Below are 14,250 nucleotides of genomic sequence, written 5' to 3' on the forward strand. Positions count from 1 at the left end.
ACCGGGAGGGTGCAACTGCCACCGGCTCAGATGTCGAGGAAGCGGACGTCCTTGGCGTTGCGCTGGATGAAGGAGCGTCGGGCTTCGACGCCCTCACCCATCAGCACCGAGAACAGGTCGTCGGCCTGCGCGGCGTCGTCCAGGGTGACCTGGCCGAGGACGCGGTGGTCCACGTCCATGGTGGTGATGCGCAGTTCCTCGGCGTTCATCTCGCCCAAGCCCTTGAAGCGCTGGATGGTGTCGTCGCGCAGGCGCTTGCCGCTGCCGGTTCCGCGCGTGACGAGTGCGTCGCGCTCGCGGTCGGAGTAGGCGTACTCGAAGTCGTCCCGGCCCCACTTGATCTTGTACAGCGGGGGGCGCGACAGGTAGACGTGACCGGCCTCGACCAGCGGCCGCATGAAGCGGAACAGGAAGGTCAGCAGCAGGGTGTTGATGTGCTGGCCGTCGACGTCGGCGTCCGCCATCAGGATGATCTTGTAATAGCGGAGCTTCTCGATGTCGAAGTCCTCGTGCACACCGGTACCGAAGGCACTGATCAGCGCCTGGACCTCGGTGTTCTGGAGGATCTTGTCGATGCGCGCCTTCTCGACGTTCAGGATCTTGCCGCGGATCGGCAGGATGGCCTGGTACATCGGGTTGCGGCCGGACTTCGCGGAGCCGCCGGCCGAGTCGCCCTCGACGATGAAGATCTCGCACTTCGTCGGGTCGTTCGACTGACAGTCCGACAGCTTGCCCGGCAGCGAAGCCGACTCCAGCAGCCCCTTGCGACGCGTCAGGTCACGGGCCTTGCGGGCCGCGACGCGCGCCGTGGCCGCCTGGATCGACTTGCGGACGATGTCCGCGGCCTCGTTCGGGTTCCGGTCGAACCAGTCGTTGAGGTGCTCGTGCACGACCTTCTGCACGAAGGTCTTCGCCTCCGTGTTGCCCAGCTTGGTCTTCGTCTGACCCTCGAACTGCGGCTCACCCAGCTTCACCGAGATGATCGCCGTCAAACCCTCACGGATGTCCTCACCCGCGAGGTTGTCGTCCTTCTCGCGCAGGAACTTCTTCTCCCGCGCGTACCGGTTGACCAGACCCGTCATCGCCGCGCGGAAGCCCTCTTCGTGGGTACCGCCCTCGTGCGTGTGGATCGTGTTCGCGAAGGAGTACACGCTGTCGGAGAACTGGGCGTTCCACTGCATCGCGACTTCTACCGACAGCAGGCGCGCGGTGTCCTCCGCCTCCAGCGAGATGATCGACGGGTGGACGGGGTCGCCCTTGCGCGAGTTCAGGTACTTCACGAAGTCGACGATGCCGCCCTCGTAGAAGTACTTCACCGTCCGCGCCACCGGCTCGGACACGTCCGCGTCCGGGTCGTCGGCGCCCACCGTGGCCTTCGCGGATTCACGCTCGTCGGTCAGCGTCAGGGTCAGGCCCTTGTTGAGGAAGGCCATCTCCTGGAAGCGGCGCGACAGCGTCTCGAAGGAGTACTCGGTGGTCTCGAAGATGTCGCCATCGGCCCAGAACGTCAGCGAGGTGCCGGTCTCGGAGGTCTCCTCGTGCTGCTTGAGCGCGGCGGTCGGCACGCCCTTCTCGTACTCCTGGCTCCAGCGGTGCCCGCCGCAGCGCACCTCCGCCTCCACCCGCGTCGACAGGGCGTTGACCACCGACATGCCCACGCCGTGCAGACCGCCGGAGACGGCGTAGCCGCCGCCGCCGAACTTGCCGCCCGCGTGCAGCACCGTCAGTACGACCTCCAGGGCCGGCTTTCCCTCGGACGGCACGATGTCCACCGGGATGCCACGCCCGTTGTCGACGACCTTGATCCCGCCGTCGGCCAGGATCGTCACGTCGATGCGGTCCGCGTGCCCCGCGAGGGCCTCGTCGACCGAGTTGTCGACGATCTCGTGGACCAGGTGGTGCAGACCGCGCTCGCCGGTCGAGCCGATGTACATGCCAGGCCGCTTGCGGACCGCCTCCAGGCCCTCCAGGACCTGGATCTGGCTGCCGGTGTAGGACGTGTCCCCCACGTTGCCCGTGGTGGGCGCGGGTGCGGTGGCGTCGGCCGAATGGTCGGAGGGAATGCCGGGATCGGTCACAGGGGCGCTCTCTTTTCTGGCACGACAAACCGTGCTCCCACCCAGTGGGGCGGGAGCGGCATGACGTCGGACGGAGGTCGGTGCAGGGGCCCCGCCGACCGGCCAGGCCCTGTTCCGCAAGGTTCACCATAGAACCGAGAACTAGGTTTTGCATACCCGACACGAGTATTTCAGACAGGGCCACAAGTCCCCTGGACGCCCCCTTGGCGACCGCGCAGCCATCCAGGCGATCCCCCCTACACATGGCGCACTAAAGCTCCTTAGATCGCCATGCATGGATTCTCTCGTCTGGTGTCGCGGTCCGCTGAAAAAAGGGACCCGGGCACGGCCTGGAATTGCTCCGCGGAGCCCCTCGAAGCCGCCTACGGAGACATGAGGCATCCACCTCAAGGTCATCTACCCGCAGTCCCGGGTGGAGGCGCCCACAGCGCATTGCCGCCGATTCGTGGGCGGCGGCGTGAAGGGCATCGAGCACGTCGCGGTGGCGGTAAAGGAAGGTGTGATCGACGCTGGCGGCGCGGGCGATGATCGAGCCTTCTCAGCCGCCTTTGGCGCGTACCTCTCACACCCCAACGAGGCTGCTGAACGGCCCAGACCATGGCCTGTCAGCACTTCTGACGCCGGTTTCCTGTGCCATTACTACTCCGACCTCACCTTCGCCTCCACCCCTCGCGACCACCGCCTCACCATGGCCGGGCTCAGCCCGGACCTGTGGGCGATCGGCCCCTCCACCACCACGACGGCCGCCGTCGTCCAGCAGGACGGCACGATCCTCGCCGACGCCCCCGACTCCCCGTCCCTGACCGTCCTGCGCGACTGGCTCCACCAGTGGAAAGAGGCCGGGCGCCCCGCCCCCGCCATCTACACCCCCGCCCTGGTCCGCGCAGACGACGGCTGGGACCCGCGGCCCTCCCGGCAGCCCCGCCACCCCTCACGCACGTTGCCCGGGACGCTTCGGTGTCCCGGGCAACGGTCCAGGTCGAGGTGGCTGTTCATGTCCAGCTCGAACCGGCCGTACGGATTGACGTGTGTCCAGAACAGCGGGGACAGCGCCCTGCGGTCCGCGGCGGTGAACTGCCGGCGGCGAACCGCTCGTTTTCTCACCGCACGACTTCCGCAGGATCTTCGTAACCGACGCCATCATGAACAGCCTGCCGCCGTACATCGCCCAAGTGATCTGCGGGCATAAGAGTCTTGATACGACGATGGGTTACAAGGCGATCTACCCGGCCGAGACGATCGAGGCCCATCGCGCCTTCATCGCCCGTCGCCGGGCCACCCGGCCCAGCGATGAGTATCGGACGCCCACCGAGGAGGAATGGGAGGCCTTCCTCGCGCACTTCGAGAAGCGCAAGGTCTCCATCGGCACCTGCGCTCGTGCCTTTGCAAGTCCTTGTGTTCATGAACACGCGTGTGTTCGTTGCTCGCTCCTCCGGCCGGACCCGGCCCAGCGCGGCCGGTTGGAAGAGACCCGCGACAACCTCGTCGCCCGCATCGCCGAGGCCGAGCGCGCGACTATGCGGCATTCGGTCCGTTCCGGTTTGACCGTCACCAATACGATGACGCCTTGCGGGTTCTGAGCTCGGTGGCCGGCTCCGACGTCGACAGCACGCGCGCACGAGCGCTACCGTGCGCGGCCTGCTGGACTAGAGGATGGGGAAGCGGTTCATGGAAAGGTTCGAGACAAAGAGTCTGGCGCTTATGCCTGGCCAGAAGGTTCGGGCCAGGGTCCTCAGCCAACACCCATGGGGTGTGGTCGTTGAGATCGTCGGTTACGAGAACGCCGGCCTGTCGGCCTCTATCGACATGATCCAGCAGTTCTCCCGGACCACAAGCAGCCATGACGAACTACTCGCGCTCTTTCCAGCGATCGGTTCGCAGATCGATGCAGTGATCGAGCAAATCCACCGCTGGCATCCGCCGGTATCAGTGCGGCTCAGCATCCGATATGCCGACCTGGAGTCGCTGGCCTGGCGCTGCGACTTCTGTGGTGAACGGATCACGTTGAGCCCAGGTGGAGACGCCCTCGTCCTGGACTCGCGGAGCAACGACGGTCCAGGAAGCCACACCATCATCTCCCACCGGCAGTGCCTGGCCGAGCGAATCCGCCCAGAGAACGCCGGAGAGCGGGCGCGAGCATTGAAGATCGGGAAGACGTACTGAGGGTCGTAAGGTTCGGACCTGACCGGCTACCGGCGTGACTGAGCCCGACAGCGCATTCGGCAGGAACCAAGCGGTAGTTCAGAGAAGCCTGCATCCGTTGTCCGATGCTCCAGGTCAACCCCAAGATGCTGCCCCGACTCGCCGAACTTGAGGCAGACCTGCTTGCTCGTCGCAAGCGCGCCGAGGCTGAGCAGTGGCTCGGCGAGATCGAAGGCATCGACCTGACCCTGACATTCCTTCGCACCAAGCAAGCCGAAGCCGCACGAATCACTCAACGCGCACCCGTACACCTCGGCCTTCCTCGGCCCCTGAGGCGGGATCAGCCGTGACCGACTTCATTCGCCACGCGCTCCAGTCGGAGCCGGTGGTTCTCCCACCACAACTGATCGCCTGGCGGCATGTTGTCGTTACCATCCCGCAGACCGACGGCCCCGTCGATGAGTTCCCGGACGATATCGGCGTGGCCGGCGTGCCGGTGGGTCTCGGCGATCATGTGCACCAGGATCTGGTGCAGTGTCACCTCGCTTCGTTCCTCGGGCCACCACGGCACGTGGCCGATCGCGTCAAGCGTCAGCCCGGAGATGGTGGTGTCCGAGTGCTTCCACGCCCGGTGGTACAGCCCGACGATCTGTTCGCGCGACTCGTCGGCAGTGGCCCACATGTCCGCGTTGGGTTCGGCGTCGTCTGCGAACCAGGGCAACGCCTCACCGGACGGCCGCCCGAACGTGTCGCCGAAGTAGCCCAGTTCCACACTGGCGACGTGTTTGACCAGCCCCAGCAGATTCGTGCCGGTAGGCGTCAGCGGGCGGCGGATGTCGTACTCCGAGAGCCCATCGAGCTTCCACAGCAGGGCTTCGCGAGCGGCTTGCAGGTAGCGGAGAAGGTCCGCTTTCGGTTTCGATTCGATCATGCCAGGCAGTCTCCCACCCGGCACTGACAGTCGGCGCTGGGAGCGATACCCGCCGTCTCGACGGCCCATCGTGATCCAACTTGACGAGGTGCAGAGAATGTTGCACTTCAGCTCCAGCGCGCCCAGCGGCGGCGAGAGCATCCGGCGCCAGTGCGCCGAATACGACGACCGCAGCACCGTGCGGACCCGGGCCTTGTAGCGGGCCTCGTTCGCCGCGGCCTCCGCCGCCGGCGCCTTGAGCGTCTTCTCCCCGCCGATTCACGGGTTAGATCACCCGCCGCACAGTGCCGGACGGCTCGGACAAAGCGCCCTCCGCGGCCCGCAGCCGCATGCCCTCCTTGCCCCGGACCTTCTTCAGCTCGGCGTTGAGCTCTTTGTCGACCTTCCGCTCCACCGCCGCCGCGGGCATCTCCCTGGCAGACTCCGGGAACCAGGCCTCCACCTCGAAAAACTTGAGCAAGAGCGCAAACCGTTCCTCACCAGTGTGCGTAAGTGAGTCCTGGACCCACTGTTGCGTACTGGGCGCATCCCGAACGGTGTTGGATGCGCTGGGTTCCCGCTTTCGCTTCCCGCTCGGCGACGGCCCTTCGTGGGCACAGTCCGTTGTGGTTGGGCGGGTTCCCTCACGCCCCCGGTCACCTGGCCTGGCCTGGACGGTCCGATGCCCCACACGATCACTCCGGTCGTGTGGGAGCGGTGCCGTCCGACGCCGGACCGGGTGTCGGGTGTGTCAATTCAACGGCTGATCTTGGTTGTTGAGTTGGTCAGTGGTCGGTGAGGTAGGAGCCGAGAGAGTCCAGGAGCATCGTGCTGCCCTGTTCTGCCAGGTCGCGTTCGTGGACGCTGTCGCAGCTCTGGGTCAGCGTGATGCGGGTGGTTGCCCCGTCGTGTTCGTCGAGGATCAGGGTCATGGTGGCGGGTGTGGACTTACCGGGCACGTCCATGCCGATGACCAGACGCTTGCCCGGCACCACGTCGAGGTAGGAGCCGGTGAGGGGGAACTGCTGCCCGTCGGGGGTGACCATCACCGCCTTCCACGTCCCGCCCGGCCGCGCGTCCATCTTCACCGTCCCCGGTGCGGCGCCGGCCCACTGCTCGTACTGCGCCGGTGTGGTCCAGGCTTCGAAGACCCGGGCGGCTGAGGCGTCCAGGTCACGGGTCAGCGTGTAGGTGTACTCCTGCGGCGGAAGGGTGCTCTGGCTCATTGACGTCTCCTTGGTGGGTAGCCGGAGATCCCGGATACAGGTAAGACGGGTCGGGCAGGTGAAACTCATCGCGTGCCCGGACACTTCTTCCGCCAGGGGTGCAGTGCTGCGACAGGGGACTTGTCGTCGACCGGTATCTGTGACATGTCGGCAATTCAGAGGTCTCCTTGACCGCTTCCGCAGTCGGACCTGCGACGGTGCGGCGCTGAGCGGGGAGAACCAGAACCATCCTCAGAGGGTTGTGGAGAGAGCTCGTCGTCCCCGATTCCCAGACCCGCCAGGAATGCCGCAGCCGCCGGTGTGGGGCGGAACCGGCTCCACACCAGCCGTTCCGTCCGTGCGGGCGCATGGCGCACCGGAAGGACGGTGAGACCCTTCAGTTCCGCCGCGAACGCGGCGGGCAGGAGAGCGACGACCAGTCCGCTGCGCACCAATCGGACGATGAAGTCGGTTCCGCTGACCTCGAACGCCACCTCCCGGGTGAGTCCGGACGCCTCGAAGGCCTCCTCCGACTGGGCGCGGGCCGCGGTGCCGGCGGGGTAGTCGACGAACGTCTCCCCCGCCAGCCGTTCCAGGTCCACCTGGGACTCGTCGGCCAGCGGGTGGCCGGGCGCCACCACGGCGGCGAGTTCCCCGCGCCCCAGTTCGCGGTCGCGCACCCCCTTCGGCCGGTAGCTCGGCAGTACACCGAGGAACGCCACGTCGAGCGTCCCGCCCCGCACTTCCTGGACGAGGTCCTTGCTCGCCCCTTCCCTCAGGTCGATGCGGACCTTCGGGTGGCGTAGATGGAACTCCCGCAGTGCGGCCGGGATGTCGACCGCGGAGAGCGTCGGGATCGCTCCGATCCCGAGACGCCCGCTGATTTCCCCCGCCGCCGCCGTCACCTCGGCGCGGGCCCGCTCTGCGGCGTCCAGCGCCTGCCGGGCCGCGGGCAGGAACGCCTCACCGGCAGCGGTGAGCCGGACCTGGCGGCTCGTGCGATCGAACAGCCGGGCTCCGAGCTCCTTCTCCAGACGGGCGATCTGATGACTCAGGGCCGACTGGACGACCAGGCATTTCTTCGCGGCGCGCGTGAAGTTTTCCAGCTCCGCCACCGCCACCACGTACCGCATCTGCTGAAGTTCCATACATCTATCGTGAATCACGATCGATCAAATGAAAAACATGTGTTGGACTCATGGATGTCCGGTCCCCGAAGCTGAGGGACATGGCTCACTCCACACAGGCGCCACGGCGCAGCACGGCCCTGCCGATCCCGCCCGAGGCGTCGCCCGTCCTCGGCCGCGGGCTCGTTCTCCTGATGGCCGTCGCGGCCGGGCTCTCGGCAGCGGGCAACTACTTCGCGCAGCCGCTCCTCGACGTGATCGAGGCGAATCTGCACATCGGTGTCACGGCGGCGGGCCTGATCGTGACCGCCGCCCAGGGCGGCTACGCGCTGGGCCTGATCCTGCTGGTTCCGCTCGGGGATGTCATGGAGCGCCGAAAGCTGGCGGTGGGCCTGTTCGCGCTCACGGCGCTCTTCCTGCTGCTGACCGCCGGTGCCCCCACCGGCCCTCTGCTGATCGTCGGGACGGCGCTCACTGCGCTCACCTCCGTCGGCGCCCAGGTCGTGGTGCCGTTCGCGGCGACGCTCGCGGCACCGGCCGAACGCGGCAGGATTGTCGGCCTCGTCATGTCGGGCGTCCTGCTGGGCGGCCTGGTCGGGCGCCTGGCCTCCGGCGCGCTGTCGGAGCTCGGCGGCTGGCGGACGGCGTACTGGGTGAACGCCCTGCTCATGGCAGCCATGGCGGTTCTCCTGCACCGCAATCTGCCCCGGCTGCCCCGCTCGGACAACACCGCCCCGATGCGTTACGCCGGGCTACTGCGCTCCGCCCTCTCCCTGCTGCGCACAGAGCCCCTGTTGCGCTGGCGGTCCGCCGTCGCCGCCTTCTCCATGGCCTCGTACAGCGTGCAGCTGACCGCGCTGACCTTCCTGCTGACCCGGGCGCCCTACAACTGGAACGCGGCCGCGATCGGACTCTTCGGACTGGTGGGCGTCATCGGTGTGGTGGGCATGAACTTCGCGGCCCGGCTGAGCGACCGCGGCCATGTGCAGGCGGTCTCCGGGGCCTCGGCCACCCTGCTCACCCTCTCCTGGCTGCCGCTCCTCGCCGGCGAGTCCTCGCCGCTGTGGCTCGCGCTCGGCATGATCGTGCTGAACGTGGCCCAGCAGGCGGCACTCAACAGCAGTCAGAACGTGATCTACGTGCTCCGCCCCGAGGCCCGCAACCGGATCAACTCCGTGTTCATGACCCTCTTCTTCCTGGGAGGTGCCGCAGGAGCCGCACTCGCCTCGGTGGTCTGGTCGCGCGCGGGCTGGACCGGCATCTGCGTCCTGGGCGGTTCGCTGGCCGCGGGCAGCTTCGTGCTCTGGGTACTGGAGCGGGTACGGGTCCGGGCGCGGTGAGATCAGTCGTTGACCGCGGTCAGCAGCACCACCGCGTCCTGCAGCGCCAGCAGTCCGTGCCGCCCGTGCGGGATGGGCTGCAGCCCTCCGGTGGTCACTTCCACGTCGCCGGAGGGGGCGGTGAGGCGGACGGACCCCCGCAGAACCTGGAGCGAGGCGGCGGGCGGCGCGTTGTGCTCGTCGAGGGCCGTGCCCGCGGTGAGCGCGATGACCGTCTGCCGCAGGGGCTCCTGCCGCAGCAGCAGGTGGGCGCTGCGGCCGTGCGGGGACGTACGGGCGGCGGCCAGATGCTCGTCGGCGAGGGCGTTGAGATCATCCATACGACCACTGTGCCGCAGCCTCGGAACCGCCGCGATCCGCCCGCGCCGCCGTCAGGCCCGCGGCCAGGCCGTGGTGTCCTGCGGGAGCCTCCCTCCGTCGGCCGGAGGAATGCTGGTGAGCAGAACCTCGGTGCGACCGGGCAGTTCGACGGTCTCCCCGGTGATGTTCACGACACAGATCGGCCCATTCGTACGGGTGAAGGCGAGCACCCCCGGCGCGGTCGGCAGCCTCGGCTCCACGGCGGATCCGAACCCGGCGTACGGTACCTGCGCCGACCAGGGCAGCGGCACCCGGCAGCCGTCGCGTCCGGGGTCGGTCCCGCCGGAGTGGAAGTGCATCGGGTCCTGGATCCGGTCCCGCGGTGTGTCCGCTTCCGGAAGGCCGAGCTCCTCCCCTGGTAGAGGTGGGCGGCGTCGGGCAGAAGATCAGTTCCTCGGCTTCGGCGAGGGTGCCGAAGGCGGGGTCGGCGGTGCGGTAGTCGGCCACGTCGTATCTTCCATCGGCGAGCGGCGAGAGGTCAGGAAGAAAGGACTGTGCACGGCACAGCAGCAAGCGGGGCCCGCGATGCGGACCCCGCCGGTCGGACGGCTCCAGCGGGTCGGGATCAGAGCCCCGCGGTGTAGAGGAGCCGGTTCGGCGAACCCGCCCCCAGGGACGACAGGACGTTCTTGGTCGACTGGTCGACAAGCCAGCGAGTGATGTCGTCCGGCGTGGCGCCCGGCTTCCACTGCTTGTAGAGAGCGGCGACACCGGCGACATGCGGGCTGGCCATGGAAGTACCGCTCAAGGCCACGGAACCGCCGCCGAGCTTGGCCGAGACGATCGCCGAGCCGGGGGCGTACATCGACACACAGGAGCCGTAGTTGCTGAAGTCGGTCTGCCGGTCCCGAACATCGCTGGCCCCGACCGTGACCACGTGTGCCGCGCGGGCCGGGGAAATGGTGCAGGCGTCCACCGAACTGTTCCCCGCCGCGACGACAGGCACGGTCCCCCTGGCCGCAATGGCGTTGACGGCGTCGTCGACCGCCGTGGACCCGGGGCCGCCGAGGGAGCCGTTCAGGACCGCGGGCTGCTTGGCATGCCCGGCCACCCAGTCGAATCCGGCCAGCATCCCGGCCGAGGTCCCGTTCCCCCTGCAGTTGAGAACGCGCACGGCGACGAGGGAGACCGATCGGGCGACCCCGTAGGTGGCGCCGCCGATCGTGCCCGCCACATGCGTGCCGTGGCCATGGCAGTCCTGACCGGCCCGACCGTCGCCGACTGCATCGAACCCGACGACCGCGCGTCCCCCGAACTCACTGTTCCGGGTGTCGATCCCGGTGTCGACCACGTACGCCGTGACACCCCTGCCGGTCGCCGTCACGTTGTACGCGTGGTCGAGCGGAAGGTTCCGCTGGTCGATCCGGTCCAGTCCCCAGCTCGCAGCCGTGAACGCGGAGCGCGACGGCGCGGCGACGGACGCGGCGGGCGGCTCGCTCACGGTGACCACGGAGTTCTCCTCGACCGCGGCCACATCGGGTGACGAACGGACCGTGGCCAGCTGAGCGGGGCTGAGCACGGCGGCGAAACCGCTCAGCACACTGTTGTACGTGAACAGGGGCTTCACGCCGAACTGTTGCATGACGGAGGACGCCGCGTACTCGGGCTGGAGGGTGACGATGTACTGCCCCGGAACGGCTCGCGGGGAATGTTCCACCACGACGCCGCCGTCACCCGGAGCGGCGGCTGCGGCGTAGGTGGTGCCGATCAGCGGTACGAGCAGCAGCAGGGCGGCCGACGCCCATCGTGTACGCAAACGCATGCATGACTCCTGGAATGCCTGGATCGAACGCGAACAAGAGCGGACACCTGTCCTTCGTCCGGGACCCACGGCCGCCTTGAGCGTGATCATCCGGACAGCGCAACAGGTCACGTCCACACCCGTACGAGGCGGTGCGTGCGGGACGACGCCGCCGGGCCGGTCGGTCAGCCCTGCGCGACCCACCGGTACATGACGTCGGGTTCCTTCTCCTCGTTGCGGCTGCCGTCGTGGCAGTCGTTGGCCGTCGTGCGGTGAACCGGTGCCGTTCGCAGAAGGCCCGTGCCTCGGATTTGCGCTGGGAGACGTGCAGGGTGAGCTCCGCCGGGGAGATCTCGAGAGCCTTCGCCAGGAGCAGCGACGCCTGCCCGGCGCGGTGAGTTGCTCACGCCGTGGACGAATCCACGCCGGGTCCTGTCGGGGTCTCCATAGAATTGGCGCTGCTCCCCACGCCGATGACACTCCCTCACGGCGTCCGCCAGATGATTGGATGATCAGACCGGTGCATCAGCCTATCGAGTTCGACCCGGCGGACGGCGCCCGGGGCGTGTCGCCCTCCTGGACCGCCGGGATACCCGCCCTGTGGATCGTGGACGCTGCGCGGCACGGCGATCCGGCAGAGCAGCTCGCACCCGGGATTCTCGACGCCGGGGAACAGCGGCGTGCCGGGGGATTCGTAGCTGCCGCCGATCGGCGCTGCTATGTCACGGCCCACGTGGCGCTGCGGATGCTGCTCGGGGCCCAGTTGGGTCTCGAACCGCGCGAGGTACGGCTGGTCCGTGAACCGTGCCCGTCCTGCGGTGGTCCGCACGGCCGTCCCGCGACCGACGGCGGATTGCATTTCTCTCTTTCGCACAGCGGCGACCTGTCGCTGCTGGCCTTCGCCGCCGCGCCGGTCGGGGTGGACGTGGAGGCGGTACCGAACGACAGGACCGCTGCGGACGTCGGGGCGATGCTGCATCCGGCGGAGGTACGGGAGTTGGCAGAACTCCGCGCGGAGGAGCGTCCCGTCGCCTTCGCCCGGGCGTGGGCCCGCAAAGAGGCGTATCTGAAGGGCGAGGGGATCGGGCTCGCACGCGAGCTCTCGCTGGACCATCTGGGCACCGGGCCCGTGCCCCAGCCCGGTCCCCCGGGCTGGACCGTCGCCGATGTGCTGGCCCCCGCCGGGTACGCCGCCGCCGTGGCGGTGCGTACGGCGGGGCAGCAGCAGGTCCACCTCGGCCGCCAGGGACACTGATCCGGCGGGCAGATCGCAACGACCGACCGATACGGAGGAGTGGGCAATGCCGCACGAACGAGCCGGACAGCAGGCACGTCCGGAGGACCTGACCGATGTGGCCCGGCTGGTGACGGCGTACTACACGCTGCACCCCGATCCGGCCGAGCCGGACCAGCGGGTGGCGTTCGGCACCTCGGGTCACCGCGGGACGTCGACGGCCACGGCGTTCAACGAGGACCACATCGCCGCGACCAGCCAGGCCATCAGCGAGTACCGGGCGCGGCAGGGCACGGACGGGCCGCTGTTCCTCGGGGCCGACACCCATGCGCTGTCGGAGCCCGCACGGGTCACCGCGATCGAGGTGTTCGCCGCCAATGACGTGACCGTGCTGATCGACTCCGCCGACGGCTACATCCCCACCCCTGCGGTGTCGCACGCCATCCTCACCCACAACCGGGGCCGTACCTCGGGGCTCGCCGACGGCGTGGTGGTCACCCCGTCGCACAACCCGCCGGGCGACGGCGGATTCAAGTACAACCCGCCGAACGGCGGCCCGGCCGGGTCCGAGGCGACCGGCTGGATCCAGGAGCGGGCCAACGAGATCATCGCGGCCGGGATGAAGGAGGTACGGAGGCTGCCGTACGTCCGCGCGCTGGCGGCGCCGACCACCTCCACGTACGACTTCCTCGGCACCTATGTCGCCGACCTGCCGTCCGTGCTCGACCTCGACGCGATCCGCGCGGCCGGGATCCGGATCGGCGCGGACCCGCTGGGCGGCGCGTCCGTCGCGTACTGGGGCCGTATCGCCGAGCAGCACCGGCTCGATCTGACCGTCGTCAATCCGCTGACCGACCCCACCTGGCGGTTCATGACTCTGGACTGGGACGGCAAGATCCGCATGGACTGCTCCTCGCCGTACGCGATGGCGTCGCTGATCGGTCAGCGCGACCGGTATCAGATCGCGACGGGGAACGACGCCGATGCCGACCGGCACGGCATCGTGACCCCGGACGGCGGCCTGATGAACCCGAACCACTATCTCGCCGTCGCCATCGACTACCTGTACGCGCACCGTGATCAGTGGCCGGACGCGGCGGGCGTCGGCAAGACCCTGGTGTCGTCGGGGATGATCGACCGGGTCGCCGCGGACCTCGGACGGCAGCTGGTCGAGGTGCCGGTCGGCTTCAAGTGGTTCGTGGACGGTCTGGTCGACGGGTCGCTCGGATTCGGTGGCGAGGAGTCGGCCGGCGCGTCGTTCCTGCGCCGCGACGGATCGGTGTGGACGACCGACAAGGACGGCATCATTCTGGCGCTGCTCGCCTCGGAGATCCTCGCCGTGACGGGGAAGTCGCCGTCCGAGCACTACGCCGGGCTCACCGCCCGCTTCGGCGAGCCCGCGTACGCCCACATCGACGCCCCCGCGAACCGTGAACAGAAGGCGGTACTCGCCAGGCTCTCGCCGGAGCAGGTCACGGCCGACACGCTGGCCGGCGAACCGGTCACGGCGGTGCTCACCTCGGCTCCCGGCAACGACGCACCGATCGGCGGCATCAAGGTGACCACGGAGAACGCCTGGTTCGCCGCCCGCCCCTCGGGCACCGAGGACGTCTACAAGATCTACGCGGAGTCGTTCCTCGGGTCCGATCACCTCGACCTGGTGCAGGACGAGGCCAAGGCCGTGGTCTCGGCGGCCCTGGGCGCCTGAGCGGTCGGGAGGCTGCCGCCCGTGCGACGCCGGCCATCGCGGGAGGCAGCCCCGTGCTCAGCGGACGACGTCCACGAACACCGGGGCCGTGCTCGCCGTTCACCGTGACGTCGATGCCGTCGAGAAGGTGCCCGTGGTCACCCGGACCCGGCCGGCCCGCAGTCCCTCCATCACATCGCGGTAGCCGTACCGGGTGTCCAGGACCGAAGGACCGGGGGCGCCCCCATGGTCCGTCGGCGGCCGACGGACCCGCCCCACCCGGCCGCCCTCCTCGCCGGTCTCGTCACCGAGGCCCGGAGGCCGAGTCCCTGCCTGCCCACAACTACCGGCACCCAAAGAAGACCGACGCCAACGGCGGAGTCCCCCTGGGCCCGTGAGCCTTGGGGGGACAGCGTGCAGGGTCCG

General features: G+C 68.7%; 14 protein-coding genes and 1 pseudogene. 6 read left to right on the top strand and 9 right to left on the bottom strand.

Going from position 1 to position 14,250, the window contains the following annotated elements; all coding sequences use genetic code 11:
• Window positions 1-26 precede the first annotated feature (26 nt).
• The gene (gene gyrB, locus AB0I23_RS08695; protein ID WP_359108141.1) at window positions 27-2,078 is read right to left on the bottom strand and encodes a DNA topoisomerase (ATP-hydrolyzing) subunit B; all 2,052 of its coding nucleotides are present in this window, start codon (window positions 2,076-2,078) and stop codon (window positions 27-29) included.
• Between the two features lie 1,142 nt (window positions 2,079-3,220).
• Between gyrB and AB0I23_RS08700 the strand changes: the two genes are divergently transcribed.
• The 3 genes from AB0I23_RS08700 to AB0I23_RS08710 all read left to right on the top strand — a co-directional run bounded on the left by AB0I23_RS08700 (window position 3,221) and on the right by AB0I23_RS08710 (window position 4,570).
• Entirely contained in the window at window positions 3,221-3,658 is a 438-nt protein-coding gene (locus tag AB0I23_RS08700; RefSeq protein WP_359108143.1) for a hypothetical protein, read from the top strand.
• A 172-nt stretch (window positions 3,659-3,830) separates the two neighbouring features.
• Window positions 3,831-4,241 carry a hypothetical protein gene (locus AB0I23_RS08705; protein ID WP_359108145.1) on the top strand — a complete coding sequence of 137 codons (411 nt, stop codon included), beginning with the start codon at window positions 3,831-3,833 and terminating at the stop codon, window positions 4,239-4,241.
• A gap of 104 nt (window positions 4,242-4,345) precedes the next feature.
• Window positions 4,346-4,570 carry a recombinase gene (locus AB0I23_RS08710; RefSeq protein WP_359108147.1) on the top strand — a complete coding sequence of 75 codons (225 nt, stop codon included), beginning with the start codon at window positions 4,346-4,348 and terminating at the stop codon, window positions 4,568-4,570.
• On the opposite strand, the gene AB0I23_RS08715 is transcribed toward AB0I23_RS08710, so the two are convergent.
• The 4 genes from AB0I23_RS08715 to AB0I23_RS08730 all read right to left on the bottom strand — a co-directional run bounded on the left by AB0I23_RS08715 (window position 4,561) and on the right by AB0I23_RS08730 (window position 7,483).
• Window positions 4,561-5,151 (bottom strand): DinB family protein, encoded by a 591-nt coding sequence (locus AB0I23_RS08715; RefSeq protein WP_359108429.1) that lies wholly within the window; start codon window positions 5,149-5,151, stop codon window positions 4,561-4,563. The two genes, AB0I23_RS08710 and AB0I23_RS08715, sit on opposite strands and share 10 nt — an antisense overlap.
• Before the next feature lie 265 nt (window positions 5,152-5,416).
• Window positions 5,417-5,611: a hypothetical protein gene (locus AB0I23_RS08720; RefSeq protein WP_359108149.1), complete on the bottom strand. Its 195-nt coding sequence runs from the start codon at window positions 5,609-5,611 to the stop codon at window positions 5,417-5,419.
• A gap of 304 nt (window positions 5,612-5,915) precedes the next feature.
• Complete coding sequence (locus AB0I23_RS08725) at window positions 5,916-6,356, bottom strand: SRPBCC family protein (protein ID WP_359108151.1); 441 nt, start codon at window positions 6,354-6,356, stop codon at window positions 5,916-5,918.
• Window positions 6,357-6,511: 155 nt separating this feature from the next.
• Window positions 6,512-7,483, bottom strand: coding sequence for a LysR family transcriptional regulator (locus AB0I23_RS08730; protein ID WP_359108153.1), 972 nt, complete (start codon window positions 7,481-7,483; stop codon window positions 6,512-6,514).
• Between the two features lie 80 nt (window positions 7,484-7,563).
• Here AB0I23_RS08730 and AB0I23_RS08735 point away from each other — a divergent pair, with 80 nt between their 5' ends.
• On the top strand, window positions 7,564-8,802 hold the full coding sequence (locus tag AB0I23_RS08735) for an MFS transporter (RefSeq protein WP_359108155.1): 1,239 nt from the start codon (window positions 7,564-7,566) through the stop codon (window positions 8,800-8,802).
• 2 nt (window positions 8,803-8,804) lie between these two features.
• Here AB0I23_RS08735 and AB0I23_RS08740 read toward each other — a convergent pair whose 3' ends face one another.
• The 3 genes and pseudogenes from AB0I23_RS08740 to AB0I23_RS08750 form a co-directional block, all read right to left on the bottom strand.
• Window positions 8,805-9,122 carry a cupin gene (locus AB0I23_RS08740; RefSeq protein WP_359108157.1) on the bottom strand — a complete coding sequence of 106 codons (318 nt, stop codon included), beginning with the start codon at window positions 9,120-9,122 and terminating at the stop codon, window positions 8,805-8,807.
• A 51-nt stretch (window positions 9,123-9,173) separates the two neighbouring features.
• Window positions 9,174-9,568 (bottom strand): annotated as a pseudogene (locus tag AB0I23_RS08745) (alpha-glucosidase); the annotation flags it as partial.
• 159 nt (window positions 9,569-9,727) lie between these two features.
• The gene (locus AB0I23_RS08750) at window positions 9,728-10,924 is read right to left on the bottom strand and encodes a S8 family peptidase (protein WP_359108158.1); all 1,197 of its coding nucleotides are present in this window, start codon (window positions 10,922-10,924) and stop codon (window positions 9,728-9,730) included.
• Window positions 10,925-11,423: 499 nt separating this feature from the next.
• Between AB0I23_RS08750 and AB0I23_RS08755 the strand changes: the two genes are divergently transcribed.
• Together AB0I23_RS08755 and pgm are read left to right on the top strand one after the other, a co-directional pair.
• On the top strand, window positions 11,424-12,158 hold the full coding sequence (locus tag AB0I23_RS08755; RefSeq protein ID WP_359108160.1) for a 4'-phosphopantetheinyl transferase family protein: 735 nt from the start codon (window positions 11,424-11,426) through the stop codon (window positions 12,156-12,158).
• 46 nt (window positions 12,159-12,204) lie between these two features.
• Entirely contained in the window at window positions 12,205-13,845 is a 1,641-nt protein-coding gene (pgm, locus tag AB0I23_RS08760; RefSeq protein ID WP_359108162.1) for a phosphoglucomutase (alpha-D-glucose-1,6-bisphosphate-dependent), read from the top strand.
• 99 nt (window positions 13,846-13,944) lie between these two features.
• Here pgm and AB0I23_RS08765 read toward each other — a convergent pair whose 3' ends face one another.
• Window positions 13,945-14,103, bottom strand: a complete 159-nt coding sequence (locus AB0I23_RS08765; RefSeq protein ID WP_359108164.1) for a hypothetical protein — start codon at window positions 14,101-14,103, stop codon at window positions 13,945-13,947.
• Window positions 14,104-14,250 lie beyond the last annotated feature (147 nt).

The sequence above is a fragment of the Streptomyces atratus genome, assembly GCF_040655115.1.
Classification (GTDB): domain Bacteria; phylum Actinomycetota; class Actinomycetes; order Streptomycetales; family Streptomycetaceae; genus Streptomyces; species Streptomyces atratus_D.

Excerpts from the sequence above, each read along its gene's own strand:
- AB0I23_RS08715 (WP_359108429.1), bottom strand. The coding sequence starts at position 5,151 with ATGATCGAATCGAAACCGAAAGCGGACCTTCTCCGCTACCTGCAAGCC.
- AB0I23_RS08725 (WP_359108151.1), bottom strand. The coding sequence starts at position 6,356 with ATGAGCCAGAGCACCCTTCCGCCGCAGGAGTACACCTACACGCTGACC.
- AB0I23_RS08735 (WP_359108155.1), top strand. The coding sequence starts at position 7,564 with ATGGCTCACTCCACACAGGCGCCACGGCGCAGCACGGCCCTGCCGATC.
- AB0I23_RS08750 (WP_359108158.1), bottom strand. The coding sequence starts at position 10,924 with ATGCGTTTGCGTACACGATGGGCGTCGGCCGCCCTGCTGCTGCTCGTA.
- AB0I23_RS08710 (WP_359108147.1), top strand. The coding sequence starts at position 4,346 with ATGCTCCAGGTCAACCCCAAGATGCTGCCCCGACTCGCCGAACTTGAG.
- AB0I23_RS08740 (WP_359108157.1), bottom strand. The coding sequence starts at position 9,122 with ATGGATGATCTCAACGCCCTCGCCGACGAGCATCTGGCCGCCGCCCGT.
- AB0I23_RS08700 (WP_359108143.1), top strand. The coding sequence starts at position 3,221 with ATGAACAGCCTGCCGCCGTACATCGCCCAAGTGATCTGCGGGCATAAG.
- AB0I23_RS08730 (WP_359108153.1), bottom strand. The coding sequence starts at position 7,483 with ATGGAACTTCAGCAGATGCGGTACGTGGTGGCGGTGGCGGAGCTGGAA.
- pgm (WP_359108162.1), top strand. The coding sequence starts at position 12,205 with ATGCCGCACGAACGAGCCGGACAGCAGGCACGTCCGGAGGACCTGACC.